This window comes from Geopseudomonas aromaticivorans (assembly GCF_019097855.1).
Taxonomy (GTDB): Bacteria; Pseudomonadota; Gammaproteobacteria; order Pseudomonadales; family Pseudomonadaceae; genus Geopseudomonas; species Geopseudomonas aromaticivorans.
The window spans coordinates 13,406-29,347 of sequence record NZ_JAHRGL010000001.1 but is presented as its reverse complement, the minus strand read 5'-3'; the positions used below and the strand labels follow the sequence as shown (position 1 = coordinate 29,347).

Annotated in this window: 14 protein-coding genes; 3 read left to right on the top strand and 11 right to left on the bottom strand. The window is 64.3% G+C overall.

The genetic code is table 11. The features are described 5' to 3' along the window. Positions 1–139 precede the first annotated feature (139 nt). Positions 140–790, top strand: coding sequence for a hypothetical protein (locus KRX52_RS00140; protein WP_217679061.1), 651 nt, complete (start codon positions 140–142; stop codon positions 788–790). A 114-nt stretch (positions 791–904) separates the two neighbouring features. On the opposite strand, the gene KRX52_RS00135 is transcribed toward KRX52_RS00140, so the two are convergent. The 11 genes from KRX52_RS00135 to cspD form a co-directional block, all read right to left on the bottom strand. Then, positions 905–2,500, bottom strand: a complete 1,596-nt coding sequence (locus KRX52_RS00135) for an isocitrate lyase (protein ID WP_217679059.1) — start codon at positions 2,498–2,500, stop codon at positions 905–907. Positions 2,501–2,926: 426 nt separating this feature from the next. Next, positions 2,927–3,739, bottom strand: a complete 813-nt coding sequence (locus KRX52_RS00130) for a secretin N-terminal domain-containing protein (protein WP_217679058.1) — start codon at positions 3,737–3,739, stop codon at positions 2,927–2,929. Beyond that, a complete protein-coding gene (locus tag KRX52_RS00125; protein ID WP_217679056.1) occupies positions 3,736–4,368 on the bottom strand; it encodes a DUF7931 domain-containing protein in 633 nt (210 codons plus the stop codon). The genes KRX52_RS00130 and KRX52_RS00125 overlap by 4 nt, the downstream gene beginning before the upstream one ends. Positions 4,369–4,377: 9 nt before the next feature. Further along, on the bottom strand, positions 4,378–4,803 hold the full coding sequence (locus KRX52_RS00120; RefSeq protein ID WP_217679054.1) for a GNAT family N-acetyltransferase: 426 nt from the start codon (positions 4,801–4,803) through the stop codon (positions 4,378–4,380). Beyond that, the gene (locus tag KRX52_RS00115; RefSeq protein ID WP_217679052.1) at positions 4,796–5,965 is read right to left on the bottom strand and encodes a ribosomal protein uL16 3-hydroxylase; all 1,170 of its coding nucleotides are present in this window, start codon (positions 5,963–5,965) and stop codon (positions 4,796–4,798) included. The genes KRX52_RS00120 and KRX52_RS00115 overlap by 8 nt, the downstream gene beginning before the upstream one ends. Positions 5,966–6,057: 92 nt before the next feature. Beyond that, positions 6,058–7,428, bottom strand: a complete 1,371-nt coding sequence (gene purB / locus KRX52_RS00110) for an adenylosuccinate lyase (RefSeq protein ID WP_217679050.1) — start codon at positions 7,426–7,428, stop codon at positions 6,058–6,060. Positions 7,429–7,593: 165 nt separating this feature from the next. Beyond that, a complete protein-coding gene (gene hflD / locus KRX52_RS00105) occupies positions 7,594–8,214 on the bottom strand; it encodes a high frequency lysogenization protein HflD (protein WP_217679048.1) in 621 nt (206 codons plus the stop codon). After that, on the bottom strand, positions 8,211–9,329 hold the full coding sequence (gene mnmA, locus KRX52_RS00100; protein WP_217679046.1) for a tRNA 2-thiouridine(34) synthase MnmA: 1,119 nt from the start codon (positions 9,327–9,329) through the stop codon (positions 8,211–8,213). Before mnmA ends, hflD begins: the two co-directional genes overlap by 4 nt. Positions 9,330–9,395: 66 nt before the next feature. Beyond that, positions 9,396–9,845: an NUDIX hydrolase gene (locus KRX52_RS00095; protein WP_217679044.1), complete on the bottom strand. Its 450-nt coding sequence runs from the start codon at positions 9,843–9,845 to the stop codon at positions 9,396–9,398. A gap of 106 nt (positions 9,846–9,951) precedes the next feature. After that, positions 9,952–12,180 carry an NADP-dependent isocitrate dehydrogenase gene (locus KRX52_RS00090; protein WP_217679042.1) on the bottom strand — a complete coding sequence of 743 codons (2,229 nt, stop codon included), beginning with the start codon at positions 12,178–12,180 and terminating at the stop codon, positions 9,952–9,954. 608 nt (positions 12,181–12,788) lie between these two features. Further along, complete coding sequence (gene cspD, locus KRX52_RS00085; RefSeq protein WP_217679040.1) at positions 12,789–13,025, bottom strand: cold shock domain-containing protein CspD; 237 nt, start codon at positions 13,023–13,025, stop codon at positions 12,789–12,791. Positions 13,026–13,250: 225 nt separating this feature from the next. Between cspD and clpS the strand changes: the two genes are divergently transcribed. Continuing rightward, positions 13,251–13,613, top strand: coding sequence for an ATP-dependent Clp protease adapter ClpS (clpS, locus tag KRX52_RS00080; protein WP_217679038.1), 363 nt, complete (start codon positions 13,251–13,253; stop codon positions 13,611–13,613). Positions 13,614–13,654: 41 nt separating this feature from the next. Further along, positions 13,655–15,928: an ATP-dependent Clp protease ATP-binding subunit ClpA gene (gene clpA, locus KRX52_RS00075; RefSeq protein ID WP_217679036.1), complete on the top strand. Its 2,274-nt coding sequence runs from the start codon at positions 13,655–13,657 to the stop codon at positions 15,926–15,928. Positions 15,929–15,942 lie beyond the last annotated feature (14 nt).

Sequence of the window (15,942 nt, the reverse complement as noted above, 5' to 3'; positions counted from 1 at the left end):
AGCGTGGCTTTTCGTCGCGTTTCAGCCGTTCTGGCGCAGAGCAAATCTTGATCTGTTAGCGATTGTGCGCTGCTCGCGCTGGCCGCCCGTGGAGGCGCGTCCGCATAATGCCGGCATCTTCCGTCGGAGAATTCCTGTCATGCAATACAACGGACTGGCCTGGGCGACCGCCCTGGCGGCACTGATGGTGCTGGCGATAGCCGGACGCATTTTGCGCAATCGCAGCTGGTTTTTCGGCTGGTTGCGCGGTACCTGCGGACTGGCCTTGCTGGCCTTGGCCCTGCTGGTCGGCGCGGTGGCTTACGATCTGCACAGCTATGCGCCTTTGCCGCGGCAGGGGCAGCCGTTGCTGACCCTGAGTTTTCAGGCCGAGGGCACTCAGCGCTATCGTGCCACGGTACGCGAAGGTGGGCGCGAGCGTAGCGTGATCCTGTCCGGTGATCTCTGGCAGCTGGATGCGCGAGTGTTCGACTGGAAAGGGCTGGCGAGCCTGATCGGTCTGCAGCCGGGTTATCGGCTGGAGCTGCTGGCCGGGCGTTACCTGTCCACGGAGCAGCAGGCCGCTGCCGAGCCGAGTCGCATCGCGCTGGCGTCCAGCCCTTACGGTATCGACTTGTGGCGCTGGCTGCGCGAAGGTCGTCATGACCTGTCTCTGTTCGATGCCCGCGGGGCGCGCGTGACTTTCCTGCCGATGGCTGACGGTGCGGTCTATTCGGTCATCTTGGGTTCATCTGGCCTGGTGGTCGAGCCGCAGACTCAGGCTGCTCGGGCTGCGCTGTTGCCCCGGTAGTAGTTGCGCGGTACGGCTGTTTTTCTCGCCCCAATAAAGAAAACCCCCGGTCAAAATGACCGGGGGTTTTCTTTTTAGCAGTCTCGGCCCCGAGGGGCCGAGTGAGCCAGTTCCTTAGGAGAACTGGTTCATGGTGTTGTCTTTACCGCTGGCCTTCAGAGCAGCTTCGCCAGCGAAGTACTCTTTGTGGTTGTCGCCGATGTCGGAGCCAGCCATGTTCTGGTGCTTGACGCAGGCGATGCCCTGACGCAGTTCCTGACGCTGAACACCCTTCACGTAGGCCAGCATGCCTTCTTCGGCGAAGTAGCCCTTGGCCAGGTTGTCGGTGGACAGCGCGGCGGTGTGGTAGGTCGGCAGGGTGATCAGGTGGTGGAAGATGCCGGCATGAGCGGAACCGTCGCGCTGGAAGGTACGGATCTTCTCGTCAGCGATCTGAGCCAGTTCGGTTTCGTCGTACTCGACGCTCATCAGCTTGGCGCGGTCGTAGGCGGAAACGTCCTTGCCTTCGGCGGCCATGGCGTCGAACACCTGCTGACGGAAGTTCAGGGTCCAGTTGAAAGACGGGCTGTTGTTGTACACCAGCTTGGCGTTCGGGATCACCTTGCGAACTTCGTCCATCATCGCAGCGATCTGACCAACGTGCGGCTTCTCGGTTTCGATCCACAGCAGGTCGGCGCCGTTCTGCAGCGAGGTGATGCTGTCCAGGACGCAGCGAGCTTCGCCAGTGCCCTTGCGGAACTGGAACAGGTTGCTCGGCAGACGCTTCGGACGCAGCAGCTTGCCTTCACGCTTGATCACGACGTCGCCGTTGCCCAGTTCGGCTTCGGTGATTTCTTCGCAATCCAGGAAGGAGTTGTACTGGTCGCCCAGGTCGCCCGGCTCTTTGGTCACGGCGATCTGCTTGGTCAGGCCGGCACCCAGGGAGTCGGTACGAGCAACGATCACGCCGTTGTCGATGCCCAGCTCGAGGAAGGCGTAACGAACGGCAGCAACCTTGGCCAGGAAGTCAGCGTGCGGAACGGTCACTTTGCCGTCTTGGTGGCCGCACTGCTTCTCGTCGGAAACCTGGTTTTCGATCTGGATGCAGCAAGCGCCTGCTTCGATCATGCGCTTGGCCAGCAGGTAGGTGGCTTCCGGGTTACCGAAGCCAGCGTCGATGTCGGCGATGATCGGGACGATGTGGGTTTCGTAGTTGTCGATCTGCGACTGGATGTCAGCGGCCTTGGCGGTGTCGCCAGCTTCGCGGGCGGCGTCCAGGGCGGTGAACAGCAGGTCCAGCTCGCGGGAGTCGGCCTGACGCAGGAAGGTGTACAGCTCTTCGATCAGGTTGGAAACGGCAGTCTTCTCGTGCATCGACTGGTCCGGCAGCGGGCCGAACTCAGAACGCAGGGCAGCAACCATCCAGCCGGACAGGTACAGGTAGCGCTTGTTGGTGGTCTTCAGGTGCTTCTTGATCGAGATCAGCTTCTGCTGACCGATGAAGCCATGCCAGCAACCCAGCGACTGGGTGTAGACGGACGAGTCGGCGTCGTACTCGGCCATGTCCTTGCGCATGATGTCGGCGGTGTACTGGGCGATTTCCAGGCCGGTCTTGAAGCGGTTCTGAGCGCGCATGCGAGCGACGGACTCAGGGTTGATCGCGCTCCAGCTGCTGCCAAATTGTTCTTTCAGGGCGGCAATGGCCTTGATGTCGTTTTGATAAGCGGACATGGTCAATCCTTCAGAGAGAGTGTTTCGTTGAGCACCGACATTCCCATTCAACACCGGGGTGTTGACGGTAGTGTTGCAAGAGCTCACCGCAGAGCGTCGAGGTGGAGACTGGTACGGCAGGAGGCCGTTGAGGGGGGATGTAGTGACGACCGGTGGGGTGACTACAACAGCCGGTTCGGTTGTCTTCGTCATGCCGGTTGAAACTTTGCTTCCCCGTCCCTCGGGACAACTTCGTTCCAGTCGCAACCTTGTCGCACCGCCGTGTGGGTGGTACTGACACGAACCGATTCCAGGGATGGTCTGGACTGCGATCCGGAAGCCGTTTCGGGCCTCTGGTCAGCGGGAGCGAGGTCATGATGCTAGGAGCGCGGCGGGGCGTCAATGGGTTTTGTAGTTTTTTTTTGGAGCTACTACAAAAGTTCTAGATCAGTCGAGAAGCTCGACTTTGAGGCGCAGCGTCTGATTCTGCAGGGCGTTGCGGGAGTCCCGCGAGAGGATGCCGGAGCGGTTGCCGGAGGCGCTTTCGCTGACCCCGCCGAACTCGATCCACTCGCCGAGGCGGCCGTTGACGCGGGTATCGGTGTCCTGGGTGTCGATCACGCCGGACCGGCTGTCCAGGCGATCCTGCTGGCTGCGGATGCTGAGCTGGACCATCTCGCCGTGCACGCTGGCCACTACCTCGAAGCCCCGGTTGAGGTCGCGGTATTCGGTGTATTCGCGGGGATAGCCGTAGGCATCGCGCTGGATACGGGTCAGCGGCACGCTCTGGCCGGCCTGGATCAGGGCCGGATAGCCTTCGGTGGCTTGGACCTGTTGCAGCGAGCCGCTGCTGCCACGGCTGCTGCGGTTGATGATGCGGAGCTCATCGCGGCCGTGCCGTTCGCCACGCCCGCCGCTGATCTCGACGTTGCCGGCATCGATACTGCCGTCGACCCGGTAGCCCTGGCGGTTGCTGCTGCTGTCCTGCTGGCTGTCTACGCTGATCAGCAGGCGGCGCGGGCGGGTATCCAGTTGCTGCAGCAGTTCCTGCAGTTCGGCGAGCTTGGCTGGCTCGGCATTGACGATCAGCTGGTTGCCATAGGCGCTGACGCGGCCCTCGTGGCCAAGTACGGATTGCACCAGCGGCAGGAGCTCTTCGGCTGTGCGGTACTGCAGCGGCAGGATTTCGGTGCGCGGTGCGGCCTGCAGGGCGAGACTGCAGGCAAGCCCGAGGAGCGCCAGCCATGGTCGCAGGTTCATAACAGCAGGCTCCGCAGGTTGGGATCACCGAGGCTGGTATTCCAGGCCTGGTCGAATTGGTGTCGCAGCTGGAGCACCCGCGCCGCGGCCTGGTAGTGGGCCTGGCCGGCGGGCAGCAGCGGTGCCGCTCGCATCAGCAGGCCGCAGTCGTCGACCAGCAGGTAGGCGAGGTCTTCGGCGGGGTAGTCGGGGTGCAGCTTGCGGATCTGGCAGTTGCTCGACAGCTGGCGGGCGAGTCTGAGCAGGTGATGGCCGTTGCGCACGGCCAGGCTGCTGTCGCGCAGCAGGATGCGCAGGCGGTTGCGCGGATGGCTGCGCAGGAAGTGGCTGCAGACTTCGGCGATGGCGGGATGATCGTACAGCCAGGGTTCGAGATCCGGCGTGTACAGGCACAGGTCGCGGCGTGCCTGGCCGAGCAGGGCGAGGGCATGGCTGCGCAGTTGCTCGCGTGCCGTACAGGTTTCCACCGGCGCATGGGCGCCGAGGAGGAAGGGCGCCGGCTCCAGGTGGCCGGTGTCTTCGCGCGTCGCCGATGGCGGGTTGTGGATGGCAAAACGCCCCGGAGAGTGGAATTCGACAGCGGGCAGTTCGCTGGCGTCATCGTTGTCTTGCTCCGGGGCGTTGCTCATGGGTGCCTCTCAGGCGCTGTCGCGCACCATTTCGACGTGGGGGATGCCGGCCTCGAGGAACTCCTCGCTGGCTACCCGGAAGCCTAGTCGCTCGTAGAAGCGCACGGCGTGGGCCTGAGCGGTCAGCTTCTGTTGCTTGAGGTCGCGGCGCTCGGCTTCGGCGATGGTGGCCTGCATCAGCAGCTCGCCGATGTGCAGGCCGCGCCAGTCCTTGAGCACCGACACCCGGCCGATCTGGCCGTCCGGCAGCAGTCGGCTGGCACCGACGGCGAAGTCACCCTCGAAGGCCAGGAAGTGCACGGCATCGACGTCGTCGGCATCCCATTCCAGCTCCGGCGGTACGCCCTGCTCGACAATGAACACCGCTTCGCGGATGCGGCGCAGGTCGGCGTTGTCGGCGTGCCAGTCGGCAACCCGTACGGTGAGCTTATTCATCGGCGGCAAACTCCAGGCTGCCCTGCTTCACCAGCTCGTGGATCAGCGTTAGCGCCTCGTCGCTCTCCAGCCAAGGCTCGAGGTTCTCCAGGTGCAGGGCGTCGGCGCTGCACACCAGCTTGAGCAGTTCGCGCAGCGCGACGTCGATGCGCCGGCTGCTGCCGCTGGCGAACAGCACCAGGTAGTCGTCAATCTCGCTCCAGGCCAGACGGGCGCTGGGGTTGCGCACCAGCACGGCGCCATCGCCGAGGGCGGCGAAGAACTCGGCCTCGTCGATCTCGTCGCCGGCCACCATTTCCGGGTAGCGCGGCTCGGTCATGAACTGGCCGAACCAGGTCAGCAGCAGCTTCTCGTCGTTCATGTGGCGATCGATCAGGCTGCGCAGACGCTCGAGGGCGTCGCGCTGGATCTGGTTCGGGTCGCTGGCGGGCTGGCAGCCGGCGTCGCTGTAGCGTTCCTCGTCGGGGAGGAATTGGCCGAGAAAATCGGTGAAGTGGGTGAGTACTTCACTGGCGCTGGGCGCGCGGAACCCGACCGAGAAGGTCATGCATTCGTCCTCGGCGATGCCGTAGTGGGCCAGGCGCGGCGGCAGGTAGAGCATGTCGCCGGGCTCCAGCACCCATTCGTCGCTCTGCTCGAAGCCGGCGAGGATGCGCAGGTCAGGGTGATCCAGCAACGGGCTGTCGCTGTCGCACATCTGGCCGAGCTTCCAGCGGCGCCGGCCGTGGGCTTGCAGCAGGAACACGTCGTAGTTGTCGAAGTGCGGGCCGACGCCGCCGCCCGGGGCGGCATAGCTGATCATCAGGTCGTCGATGCGCCAGCTGGGCAGGAACAGGAACTGGTCCATGAGTTCGCGCATGTCGGGGACGAACTGGTCGACGGCCTGCACCAGCAAGGTCCAGTCGCGCTCCGGCAGGTGCTGGTAGGCGTCCTCGGCGAACGGGCCACGGCGCAGCTCCCAAGGGCTGTCGCCGTGCTCGAGGACGATGCGCGACTCGACTTCTTCCTCCAGCGACAGGCCGGCCAGCTCGTCGGGGCTGATCGGGCTCTGGTAGCCGGAGATGGCCTGACGGATCAGCAGCGGTTTCTGCTGCCAGTAATCGCGGAGGAATTCGCGGGGCGTGAGGCCGCCCAACAGTTGCAGCGGGGTATCGGGTGCCATATCCAACTCTTCAATATGAAAACGCCCGACCTCGAGACCGGCTTGGTGGCTGCCAGTCTGGACGGTCGGGCGAAGGGCCGTTCAGGCTGGGATCAGATGCGTTTGGCCTGGGCCACCGCGTTGCCGATGTAGCTGGCGGGGGTCAGGGTGCGTAGCTCGGCCTTGGCCTGTTCCGGAATTTCCAGGCCGTCGATGAACTCGCGCAGCGCCTCGGCGCTGATGCCCTTGCCGCGGGTCAGCTCCTTGAGCTTCTCGTAGGCGTTTTCCACGGCGTAGCGGCGCATCACGGTCTGGATCGGCTCGGCCAGCACTTCCCAGCAGGCGTCGAGATCGGCGGCCAGGCGCTGGGCGTTCAGCTCCAGCTTGCCGATGCCCTTGAGGCTGGCCTCGTAGGCGATCAGGCTGTGCGCCAGGCCGACACCGAGATTGCGCAGCACGGTGGAGTCGGTCAGGTCGCGCTGCCAGCGGGAGATTGGCAGCTTGCTGGCCAGGTGCTGGAGCAGGGCGTTGGCGATGCCGAGGTTGCCCTCGGAGTTCTCGAAGTCGATCGGGTTGACCTTGTGCGGCATGGTCGAGGAGCCGATCTCGCCGGCCACGGTCTTCTGCTTGAAGTAGCCGAGGGAGATGTAGCCCCAGATGTCGCGATCGAAGTCGATGAGAATGGTGTTGAAGCGCGCGATGGCGTCGAACAGCTCGGCGATGTAGTCGTGCGGCTCGATCTGGGTGGTGTAGGGGTTGAACGCCAGGCCCAGGTCGCCTTCGATGAATTCGCGGGCATTGGCTTCCCAGTCGATTTCCGGGTAGGCCGACAGGTGGGCGTTGTAGTTGCCCACGGCGCCGTTGATCTTGCCCAGCAGCGGCACGGCGGCGACCTGGGCGATCTGCCGCTCGAGGCGGTAGACCACGTTGGCCAGTTCCTTGCCCATGGTGGTCGGCGAGGCCGGCTGGCCGTGGGTGCGCGACAGCATCGGCACGTCGGCGAACTGCACGGCGAGGGTGCGGATCGACTCGGCCACCTGGCGCATCAGCGGCAGCAGTACGTCGTCGCGGCCTTCGCGCAGCATCAGCGCGTGGGACAGGTTGTTGATGTCCTCGCTGGTGCAGGCGAAGTGGATGAACTCGCTGACCTTGGCCAGTTCCGGCAGCTTGGCGGCCTGCTCCTTGAGCAGGTATTCCACGGCCTTGACGTCGTGGTTGGTGGTGCGCTCGATGTCCTTGATGCGCTGGGCATGCTCGAGCTGGAAGTTCTCCGCCAGCTCGTTGAGCAGGGCGTTGGCTTCGGCCGAGAACGGCGCCACTTCCGGGATGCCGGCATGGGCGGCCAGGCGCTGCAGCCAGCGCACTTCCACCTGCACGCGGCAACGGATCAGGCCGAATTCGCTGAAGATCGGGCGCAGGGCGTTGGTTTTGCTGCCGTAGCGGCCATCAACGGGGGATACCGCAGTGAGCGAGGAGAGCTGCATGGGGACGTTCTCGGACAGTCGGGCTACTGGAAAGGGGCGGAATTATACACGGAAAGACGGCGGCCGGACCGTGCTCAGGCTGAGTGGCGCAGCTGCAGGGGATCAGGCGGGCGGCCAGGGCGGCTGCCGCACCCCGGCCTGGGCCGGCGGGGCGGGGCGGCGGGTTCAGTCGCGCAGCAGCGGATACAGCTGGTCGAGCAGCTTGCGCCGGCTGAACAGCAGTTGCCAGCGGCGACCGCCGAGCTGGTGCCAGAGCATGGCGCTGCGGATGCCGGCGAGCAGCAGGGCGCGGATCTTCTCGGCATTGCGGCTGTTCTGCAGGTGCTGCATCTCGCCGTGCACCTGGATGCGCTGGCGGAAGGTGCTGAGGGTGTCCTGGTACAGGGCGGCGCAGGCGGAGATCACGTTGTCGTGGGTGATGCCGAACATCTGGCTCTGGCTGTCGATCTGCTGCAGGCGGTTGCCGATCAGCTGCAGCATGTCGCCGCGCTTGTCCAGCTGGCGCTGCAGGTTGAGCAGGGACAGGGCATAGCGCAGCGATTCGCGTGGCAGGGTGCCCGGGTTGCGCTCCAACGCCCCGGCCAGGGCGCGCAGGCCGTCGCGCAGGTTGAGGTGGTCGCCGCCGTAGACCTCGAGAGTGTCCTTGGGGTTGCGCACCAGCAGGCTGCCGAGCATGCAGGCCAGCGGGCCTTCCTGGGCTTGGCCGGTCTTGGCCAGGCGATCGACCAGGGCGGCGGCTTCGAACACGCCGGCCAGGGCGATCAGGCGTTCCTGTTCGCGGGTCATGGGCGCTGGATCTCCGCATCCCAGGGGATGGCGGTTTCGATCACGCCGCCGCCCAGGCAGATTTCGCCGTCGTAGAACACCACCGACTGGCCCGGCGTCACGGCGCGCTGCGGCTGGTCGAAGGTGGCGCGGTAGCCGCTGGCGGTGCGCTCCAGGGTGCAGGTCTGGTCCTGCTGGCGGTAGCGCACCTTGGCAGTGAGCTGGCGCGGCTGGTCGAGGTCGACGGGGTTGACCCAGAAGATCTGCGAGGCTTCCAGGCTGCGCGAGAACAGCCAGGGGTGCTCGTTGCTCTGGCCAACCACCAGCACGTTGCGCGCCATGTCCTTGGCCAGCACGTACCAGGCATCGTCGCCGGCATCCTTCATGCCGCCGATGCCGAGGCCCTGGCGCTGGCCGATGGTGTGGTACATCAGGCCGTGGTGGCGGCCAATCACCTGGCCGTCGGTGGTCTCGATGTCGCCCGGCTGGGCCGGCAGGTACTGCTTGAGGAAGTCGCTGAAGCGCCGCTCGCCGATGAAGCAGATGCCGGTGGAGTCCTTCTTCTTGGCGGTGGCCAGGCCGTACTGTTCGGCGATGGCGCGCACCGCCGGCTTCTCCAGCTCGCCGACCGGGAACAGGGTCCGGCCGATCTGTTCGCCGCCGACGGCGTGCAGGAAGTAGCTCTGGTCCTTGTTCGGATCGAGGCCCTTGAGCAGTTCGCTGCGGCCGTCGAGGTCGCGGCGGCGCACATAGTGGCCGGTGGCGATCAGGTCGGCGCCGAGCATCAGGGCGTAGTCGAGGAACGCCTTGAACTTGATTTCCCGGTTGCAGAGGATGTCCGGGTTGGGTGTGCGGCCGGCCTTGTACTCGGCGAGGAAGTGCTCGAACACGTTGTCCCAGTACTCGGCGGCGAAGTTGGCGGTGTGCAGCTGGATGCCCAGCTTGTCGCACACGGCCTGGGCGTCGGCCAGGTCTTCCTTGGCGGTGCAGTATTCGGTGCCGTCGTCCTCTTCCCAGTTCTTCATGAACAGGCCTTCGACCTGATAGCCCTGCTGCTGCAGGAGCAGGGCGGAGACGGAGGAGTCCACGCCGCCGGACATGCCGACGATCACGCGGGTACGGGCTGGGTCACGCATAGTCATCCGGGAAAACCGTTACAGAGGCAAAGCGGCGATTCTAGCAGGCGCGGCCGGTGGCGGCGATCAAGCTGGCGTGCGGATCAGTTCCAGCGGATAGCTGCCGCCAGCCAGGTAGTCGTCGATGCAGCGGGGTACCAGCGCACTGCGCCACTGCTCGCGGCGGGCTTCCAACTCCTCGCGGGTCAGCCAGCGCGGGCCGATGATGCCGGTGTCGAGCGGCAGTTCCGGGCGGTGGCGCAGCGGGCGGGCCGCGAAGCACACGCGCTGGTAGGTCACGCCGTTGGCCGGGGCGGTGTACAGGTAGATGCCGGTCACGCCGGTCAATTCGACCTCCCAGCCGGTTTCCTCGAGGGTTTCGCGCAGGGCGGCCTGGATCAGGCTCTCGTTGGCCTCCAGATGGCCGGCCGGCTGGTTCAGTACGGCGCGGCCTTCGGCGTGCTCCTCCACCAGGAGAAAGCGGCCCTGGTCTTCGACCACGGTGGCCACGGTGACGTGGGGGGTAAAGCGCTTCATGCGGGGGCTCCGGTTTCAGTCTTGCGGATACAAGAACCCCGGCGCGGGGCCGGGGTTCTTGTGGTGCTAACGGCGACTCGCGTCGCCAGTCAGGCAGTCGTCGCGCTTACGCCAGTGCGGCCAGGGCCGCATTGAAGGTGGCGCTGGGGCGCATGGCCTGGCTGGTCAGCTCCGGATCGGCATGGTAGTAACCGCCGATGTCCACCGGCTTGCCCTGGGCAGCGTTCAGCTCGGCAACGATCTTTTCTTCGTTGTCGGCCAGCGCCTTGGCCAGGTTGGTGAACTGCGCCTGCAGCTCTTTGTCCTCGGTTTGCGCGGCCAGGGCCTGGGCCCAGTACAGCGCCAGGTAGAAGTGGCTGCCGCGGTTGTCGAGCTGGCCGACCTTGCGCGACGGCGACTTGTCGCTGTCGAGGAACTGGCCGTTGGCCTGGTCCAGGGTCTTGGCCAGTACCTTGGCCTTGGCGTTGGCGCAGGTAGTGCCGACGTGCTCGAGGGAGGCGGCGAGGGCGAGGAATTCGCCGAGCGAATCCCAGCGCAGGTGGCCTTCTTCCAGGAACTGCTGGACGTGCTTGGGTGCCGAACCGCCGGCGCCGGTTTCGAACAGGCCGCCGCCGCTCATCAGCGGCACGATCGACAGCATCTTGGCGCTGGTGCCCAGCTCCATGATCGGGAACAGGTCGGTCAGGTAGTCGCGCAGGACGTTGCCGGTCACCGAGATGGTGTCCAGGCCGGCGCGGATGCGGTCGATGGAGAACTGGGTGGCTTCCTCCGGCGACATGATGCGGATGTCCAGGCCGCTGGTGTCGTGGTCCTTCAGGTACTGCTGGACCTTCTCGATGACCAGGGCGTCGTGGGCGCGAGCCGGGTCGAGCCAGAACACCGCCGGGGTATTGCTGGCGCGGGCGCGGTTGACGGCCAGCTTGACCCAGTCCTGGATCGGCGCGTCCTTGGCCTGGCACATGCGCCAGATGTCGCCGGTCTCGACGGCCTGCTCGAGCAGGACCTGACCCTTGTCGTCGGTCACGCGGACCACGCCGTTGGCCGGGATCTGGAAGGTCTTGTCGTGCGAGCCGTACTCTTCGGCTTGCTGGGCCATCAGGCCGACGTTGGGGACGCTGCCCATGGTGACCGGGTCGAAGGCGCCGTGCTTCTTGCAGTCGTCGATGACGACCTGGTAGACGCCGGCGTAGCAGCGGTCGGGGATCAGGGCCTTGGTGTCGTGCAGCTTGCCGTCGGCGCCCCACATCTTGCCGGAGTCGCGGATCATGGCCGGCATGGAGGCGTCGACGATGACGTCGCTCGGCACGTGCAGGTTGGTGATGCCCTTGTCGGAGTTCACCATGGCCAGCGGCGGACGCTGGGCGTAGACAGCCTGGATGTCGGCCTCGATCTCGGCCTGCTTGTCGGCGGGCAGGGTCTTGATGCGCGCGTACAGGTCGCCGATGCCGTTGTTGAGGTTGAAGCCGATTTCCTTGAGGACATCGGCGTGCTTCTCGAGGGCGTCCTTGTAGTACTCGGCGACGATGTAGCCGAACATGATCGGGTCGGAGACCTTCATCATGGTGGCCTTCAGGTGGGCCGACAGCAGGACGCCTTGCTTCTTGGCATCTTCGATCTCGGCGGCCACGAAGCTGCGCAGGGCCTTCTGGCTCATGACCGAAGCGTCGATGATTTCACCGGCCAGAACGGTGGTTTTTTCCTTGAGGACCTTGCTGCTGCCGTCTGCGGCGATCAGTTCGATCTTGACGCTGCCGGCGGCCTCGATCAGGGCGCCTTTTTCGGTGCCGTAGAAGTCGCCGCTGTTCATGTGGGCTACATGGGTCTTGGAGTCTGCACTCCAGGCACCCATCTTGTGGGGGTGCTTGCGGGCGTAGTTCTTGACGGAGAGCGGGGCGCGACGGTCGGAGTTGCCCTCGCGCAGGACCGGGTTCACGGCGCTGCCCTTGATCTTGTCGTAGCGGCCGCGGACGTCTTTTTCGGTGTCGTTGGCGGGGGCTTCGGGGTAGTCCGGCAGCTTGTAGCCCTGCTGCTGCAGTTCCTTGATGGCGGCCTTGAGCTGCGGCACCGAGGCGCTGATGTTCGGCAGCTTGATGATGTTGGCTTCTGGCGTGGTGGCCAGTTTGCCCAGCTCGGCGAGGTGATCGCCGATTTTCTGGTCTTCGTTCAGGTATTCGGGAAAGCTTGCGAGGATGCGGCCTGCGAGGGAGATGTCCCGTGTTTCAACGGCGATGCCCGAGGAGGCGGTGAAAGCTTGGATGATCGGAAGCAGGGAGTAGGTTGCCAGGGCAGGTGCTTCGTCGGTAAAGGTGTAGATGATCTTTGAGCGAGTGGACATCTTTTAATCTAACCCTCAGTTTTGCTGTGGTTACAGAAAGTCTTGATGCGCGCAAGAGGATGCTTCTTGAGGCGATTTCGGGCGCATCGGCTTTTGGCCTTGGGCGGCTATTATTAAGTGGCGTAGACCAACACGCACACTGGACTATAGGCGCAGAACCCCCACTCCAGTGCGGCTCAGTCCCCTGTGCCACCGCAGTCGCGGCGCTAGGATATCATGATATGCCGCCTGCTTTCATGAGGGCTGGTCGGTGTCTCCGCTCTCCCTTTCGGCTGTCCGTGCGCCCGTGAAGGCATGGGGTTGCAGCGAGTGTGGGGCCGTCAGGCCTGTCCTGGAGGGGTGGATGGTTGCCCGAATGCGCGGAGCAGGTGCATTGCGGGGCGGCGCTACCGCATATGAAGCCTGCTGGACCAAGATCTATATCGATGGCTTCGAACGGCCGCTAGGAGGACGTCCGGCTGACGTCCTACGCGCTGCTCCGTGATGCGATAATTTCCCACATGTAAGACAGTTTGATGTCGATGGGGAAAAGGGGCTGCCCTGATGACCGGCTCTTTGTCGCCATGCGCCACGGGCAGCCTGTTTGGCGTTGTGCAGCGTGCCTCGGCTCAGTGCCCGCTGTTGCGTGGTGCGTTGCTCACCGGCAGCGGCTGAATATTGACGGCATGCAGGCCCTTGGGGCCTTGCAAAATCTCGAAGTTGACCGCTTGGCCGGCCTTGAGGGTCTTGTAGCCATCGCTCTGGATGGCCGAGTAGTGCGCGAACAGTTCTTCATCCTTGCCTTCGGCCAAGATGAAGCCATAGCCCTTGGCGTTGTTGAACCACTTGACCTTGCCGCTCAGCATGCTGACTTCCCTCTGCAAAGGACTCCATCGCTGGAGTATCATCCGTCATGGATTACGCGGATGGATGGGGCGCTCCGCGCTTCAATTCCCTTCACCCTTTATGGGTATGCCTTTCTGTTTGTAACACTGTTTTGCCGAGAGTCAAGGCGAGGCGGCATTCGCCGGCCGAATCGCGCAAACTGGTTACAGTCATTCCATTCACCAGCCAGTGGTGACCACACCAGCATGCATGCAAGCAGCCAGATTCGACTAACATTCAATCAGGACTCGCCAGATCCGTCTGGAGGAGAGGACTCGGGTGTCGCAATCCAGGAGGCCAAGCCGGCGCTCAAGGCGCCGCCGATGTACAAGGTCCTCCTGCTCAATGACGATTACACTCCGATGGACTTCGTAGTCGAGGTGCTGGAGAGCTTCTTCGCGATGAATCGGGAAACGGCGACCCGGATTATGCTGGCGGTGCATACCGAAGGCCGGGCAGTGTGCGGGGTCTATACCCGGGACGTTGCCGAGACCAAGGCGATGCAGGTCAATCAGTACGCTCGCGAGTGCCAGCATCCGCTGTTGTGCGAGATCGAGAAAGACGAGTGACACGGCCTATGGTTTGGGCTTTTGAGGAATGAGGTGAAGTTATGTTGAATCGTGAACTTGAAGTCACCCTCAACCTCGCCTTCAAGGAGGCTCGGACCAAGCGTCATGAGTTCATGACCGTCGAGCACCTCTTGCTGGCCCTGCTGGATAACGGTGCCGCCGCTACCGTCCTGCGTGCCTGTGGCGCCAACATGGACAAGCTGCGGCATGACTTGCGCGAGTTCATCGACTCGACCACGCCGCTGATCCCGCTGAACGAGGATGAGCGCGAAACCCAGCCGACCCTGGGTTTTCAGCGTGTGTTGCAGCGTGCGGTATTCCATGTGCAGAGTTCCGGCAAGCGCGAGGTGACCGGGGCCAATGTGCTGGTCGCGATCTTCAGCGAGCAGGAGAGTCAGGCGGTATTCCTGCTCAAACAGCAGAGTGTCGCGCGCATCGATGTGGTCAACTACATCGCCCATGGCATTTCCAAGGTTCCGGGCGAGAGCGAGACGCACGAGCAGCAGGAGCAGGAATCCCAGGACGAGGAGGGTGGTGAGAACCCGGTGTCCGGCAATCCGCTGGATGCCTACGCCAGCAACCTCAACGAGCAGGCGCGGCAGGGGCGCATCGATCCGCTGGTCGGTCGCGAGCCTGAGGTCGAGCGTGTTGCGCAGATTCTCGCCCGCCGCCGCAAGAACAATCCGTTGTTGGTCGGCGAGGCCGGTGTCGGCAAGACGGCGATTGCCGAGGGTTTGGCCAAGCGCATTGTCGATGGCCTGGTCCCCGACCTGCTGGCCAACAGTGTGGTCTACTCACTCGACCTCGGCGCCTTGCTGGCGGGGACCAAGTATCGCGGCGACTTCGAGAAGCGCTTCAAGGCGCTGCTCAACGAGCTGCGTCGGCGGCCGCATGCGATCCTGTTCATTGACGAGATTCACACCATCATTGGGGCCGGCGCGGCGTCCGGTGGGGTGATGGATGCGTCGAACCTGCTCAAGCCGCTGCTGTCTTCCGGTGAGATGCGCTGCATCGGCTCGACTACCTTTCAGGAGTTCCGCGGGATCTTCGAGAAGGATCGGGCCCTGGCTCGGCGCTTCCAGAAGGTCGACGTGCTCGAGCCGTCGGTGGAGGACACTGTCGGCATCCTCAGGGGGCTGAAGAGCCGCTTCGAGCAGCACCACAAGATCAGCTACACCGACGAGGCGCTGCGTGCCGCGGCTGAACTCGCGGCGCGCTATATCAACGACCGGCACATGCCGGACAAGGCCATCGACGTGATCGATGAGGCTGGCGCCTACCAGCGGCTGCAGCCGGAGAGCCGGCGTGCCGCCTGCGTCGACGTGCAGCAGATCGAGGATGTGGTGGCAAAGATTGCGCGCATTCCGCCCAAGCATGTCACCACCTCGGACAAGGAGCTGCTGCGCAATCTGGAGCGCGATCTCAAGCTGACGGTGTTCGGCCAGGATGTGGCGATCGACGCGCTGTCCACCGCCATCAAGCTGTCGCGGGCCGGCCTCAAGGCGCCGGACAAGCCGGTCGGCTCGTTCCTGTTTGCCGGCCCGACGGGCGTCGGCAAGACCGAAGTGGCGCGGCAGCTGGCCAAGGCGCTGGGGGTGGAGCTGGTGCGTTTCGACATGTCCGAGTACATGGAGCGGCACACCGTGTCGCGCCTGATCGGCGCGCCGCCGGGGTACGTCGGCTTCGACCAGGGTGGCCTGCTGACCGAGGCAATCACCAAGACACCGCACTGCGTGCTGCTGTTGGACGAAATCGAGAAGGCGCATCCAGAAGTGTTCAACCTGCTGTTGCAGGTCATGGATCATGGCACGCTGACCGACAATAACGGACGCAAGGCTGATTTTCGCAGCGTGATTCTGATCATGACCACCAATGCGGGGGCGGAAACGGCGGCGCGCGCGTCGATCGGCTTCACCCTGCAGGATCATTCCAGTGACGCCATGGAAGTGATCAGGAAAAGCTTCACCCCGGAATTCCGCAATCGCTTGGATACCATCATCCAGTTCGGCCGGCTTGACCACGCGATCATCAAGAGCGTGGTCGACAAGTTTCTCACCGAACTGCAGGCGCAGCTGGAGGATAAGCGGGTGCTGCTGGACGTCAGCGAGGCGGCGCGTGGCTGGCTGGCGGAGCGCGGCTACGATGCGCAGATGGGGGCGAGGCCGATGGCGCGGCTGATTCAGGACAAGATCAAGCGGCCGCTGGCGGAGCAGATCCTGTTTGGCGAACTGGCCGAGCACGGTGGCACCGTGCACATCGACGTGCAGGACGGCGAGCTGGTGTTCGATTACGAGACGGTGGCCTTGCCGGCTTGAGCGTTTGGAAGGCG

Excerpts from the sequence above, each read along its gene's own strand:
- KRX52_RS00140 (WP_217679061.1), top strand. The coding sequence starts at position 140 with ATGCAATACAACGGACTGGCCTGGGCGACCGCCCTGGCGGCACTGATG.
- KRX52_RS00135 (WP_217679059.1), bottom strand. The coding sequence starts at position 2,500 with ATGTCCGCTTATCAAAACGACATCAAGGCCATTGCCGCCCTGAAAGAA.
- KRX52_RS00130 (WP_217679058.1), bottom strand. The coding sequence starts at position 3,739 with ATGAACCTGCGACCATGGCTGGCGCTCCTCGGGCTTGCCTGCAGTCTC.
- KRX52_RS00125 (WP_217679056.1), bottom strand. The coding sequence starts at position 4,368 with ATGAGCAACGCCCCGGAGCAAGACAACGATGACGCCAGCGAACTGCCC.
- KRX52_RS00120 (WP_217679054.1), bottom strand. The coding sequence starts at position 4,803 with ATGAATAAGCTCACCGTACGGGTTGCCGACTGGCACGCCGACAACGCC.
- KRX52_RS00115 (WP_217679052.1), bottom strand. The coding sequence starts at position 5,965 with ATGGCACCCGATACCCCGCTGCAACTGTTGGGCGGCCTCACGCCCCGC.
- purB (WP_217679050.1), bottom strand. The coding sequence starts at position 7,428 with ATGCAGCTCTCCTCGCTCACTGCGGTATCCCCCGTTGATGGCCGCTAC.
- hflD (WP_217679048.1), bottom strand. The coding sequence starts at position 8,214 with ATGACCCGCGAACAGGAACGCCTGATCGCCCTGGCCGGCGTGTTCGAA.
- mnmA (WP_217679046.1), bottom strand. The coding sequence starts at position 9,329 with ATGCGTGACCCAGCCCGTACCCGCGTGATCGTCGGCATGTCCGGCGGC.
- KRX52_RS00095 (WP_217679044.1), bottom strand. The coding sequence starts at position 9,845 with ATGAAGCGCTTTACCCCCCACGTCACCGTGGCCACCGTGGTCGAAGAC.
- KRX52_RS00090 (WP_217679042.1), bottom strand. The coding sequence starts at position 12,180 with ATGTCCACTCGCTCAAAGATCATCTACACCTTTACCGACGAAGCACCT.
- cspD (WP_217679040.1), bottom strand. The coding sequence starts at position 13,025 with ATGCTGAGCGGCAAGGTCAAGTGGTTCAACAACGCCAAGGGCTATGGC.
- clpS (WP_217679038.1), top strand. The coding sequence starts at position 13,251 with ATGCATGCAAGCAGCCAGATTCGACTAACATTCAATCAGGACTCGCCA.
- clpA (WP_217679036.1), top strand. The coding sequence starts at position 13,655 with ATGTTGAATCGTGAACTTGAAGTCACCCTCAACCTCGCCTTCAAGGAG.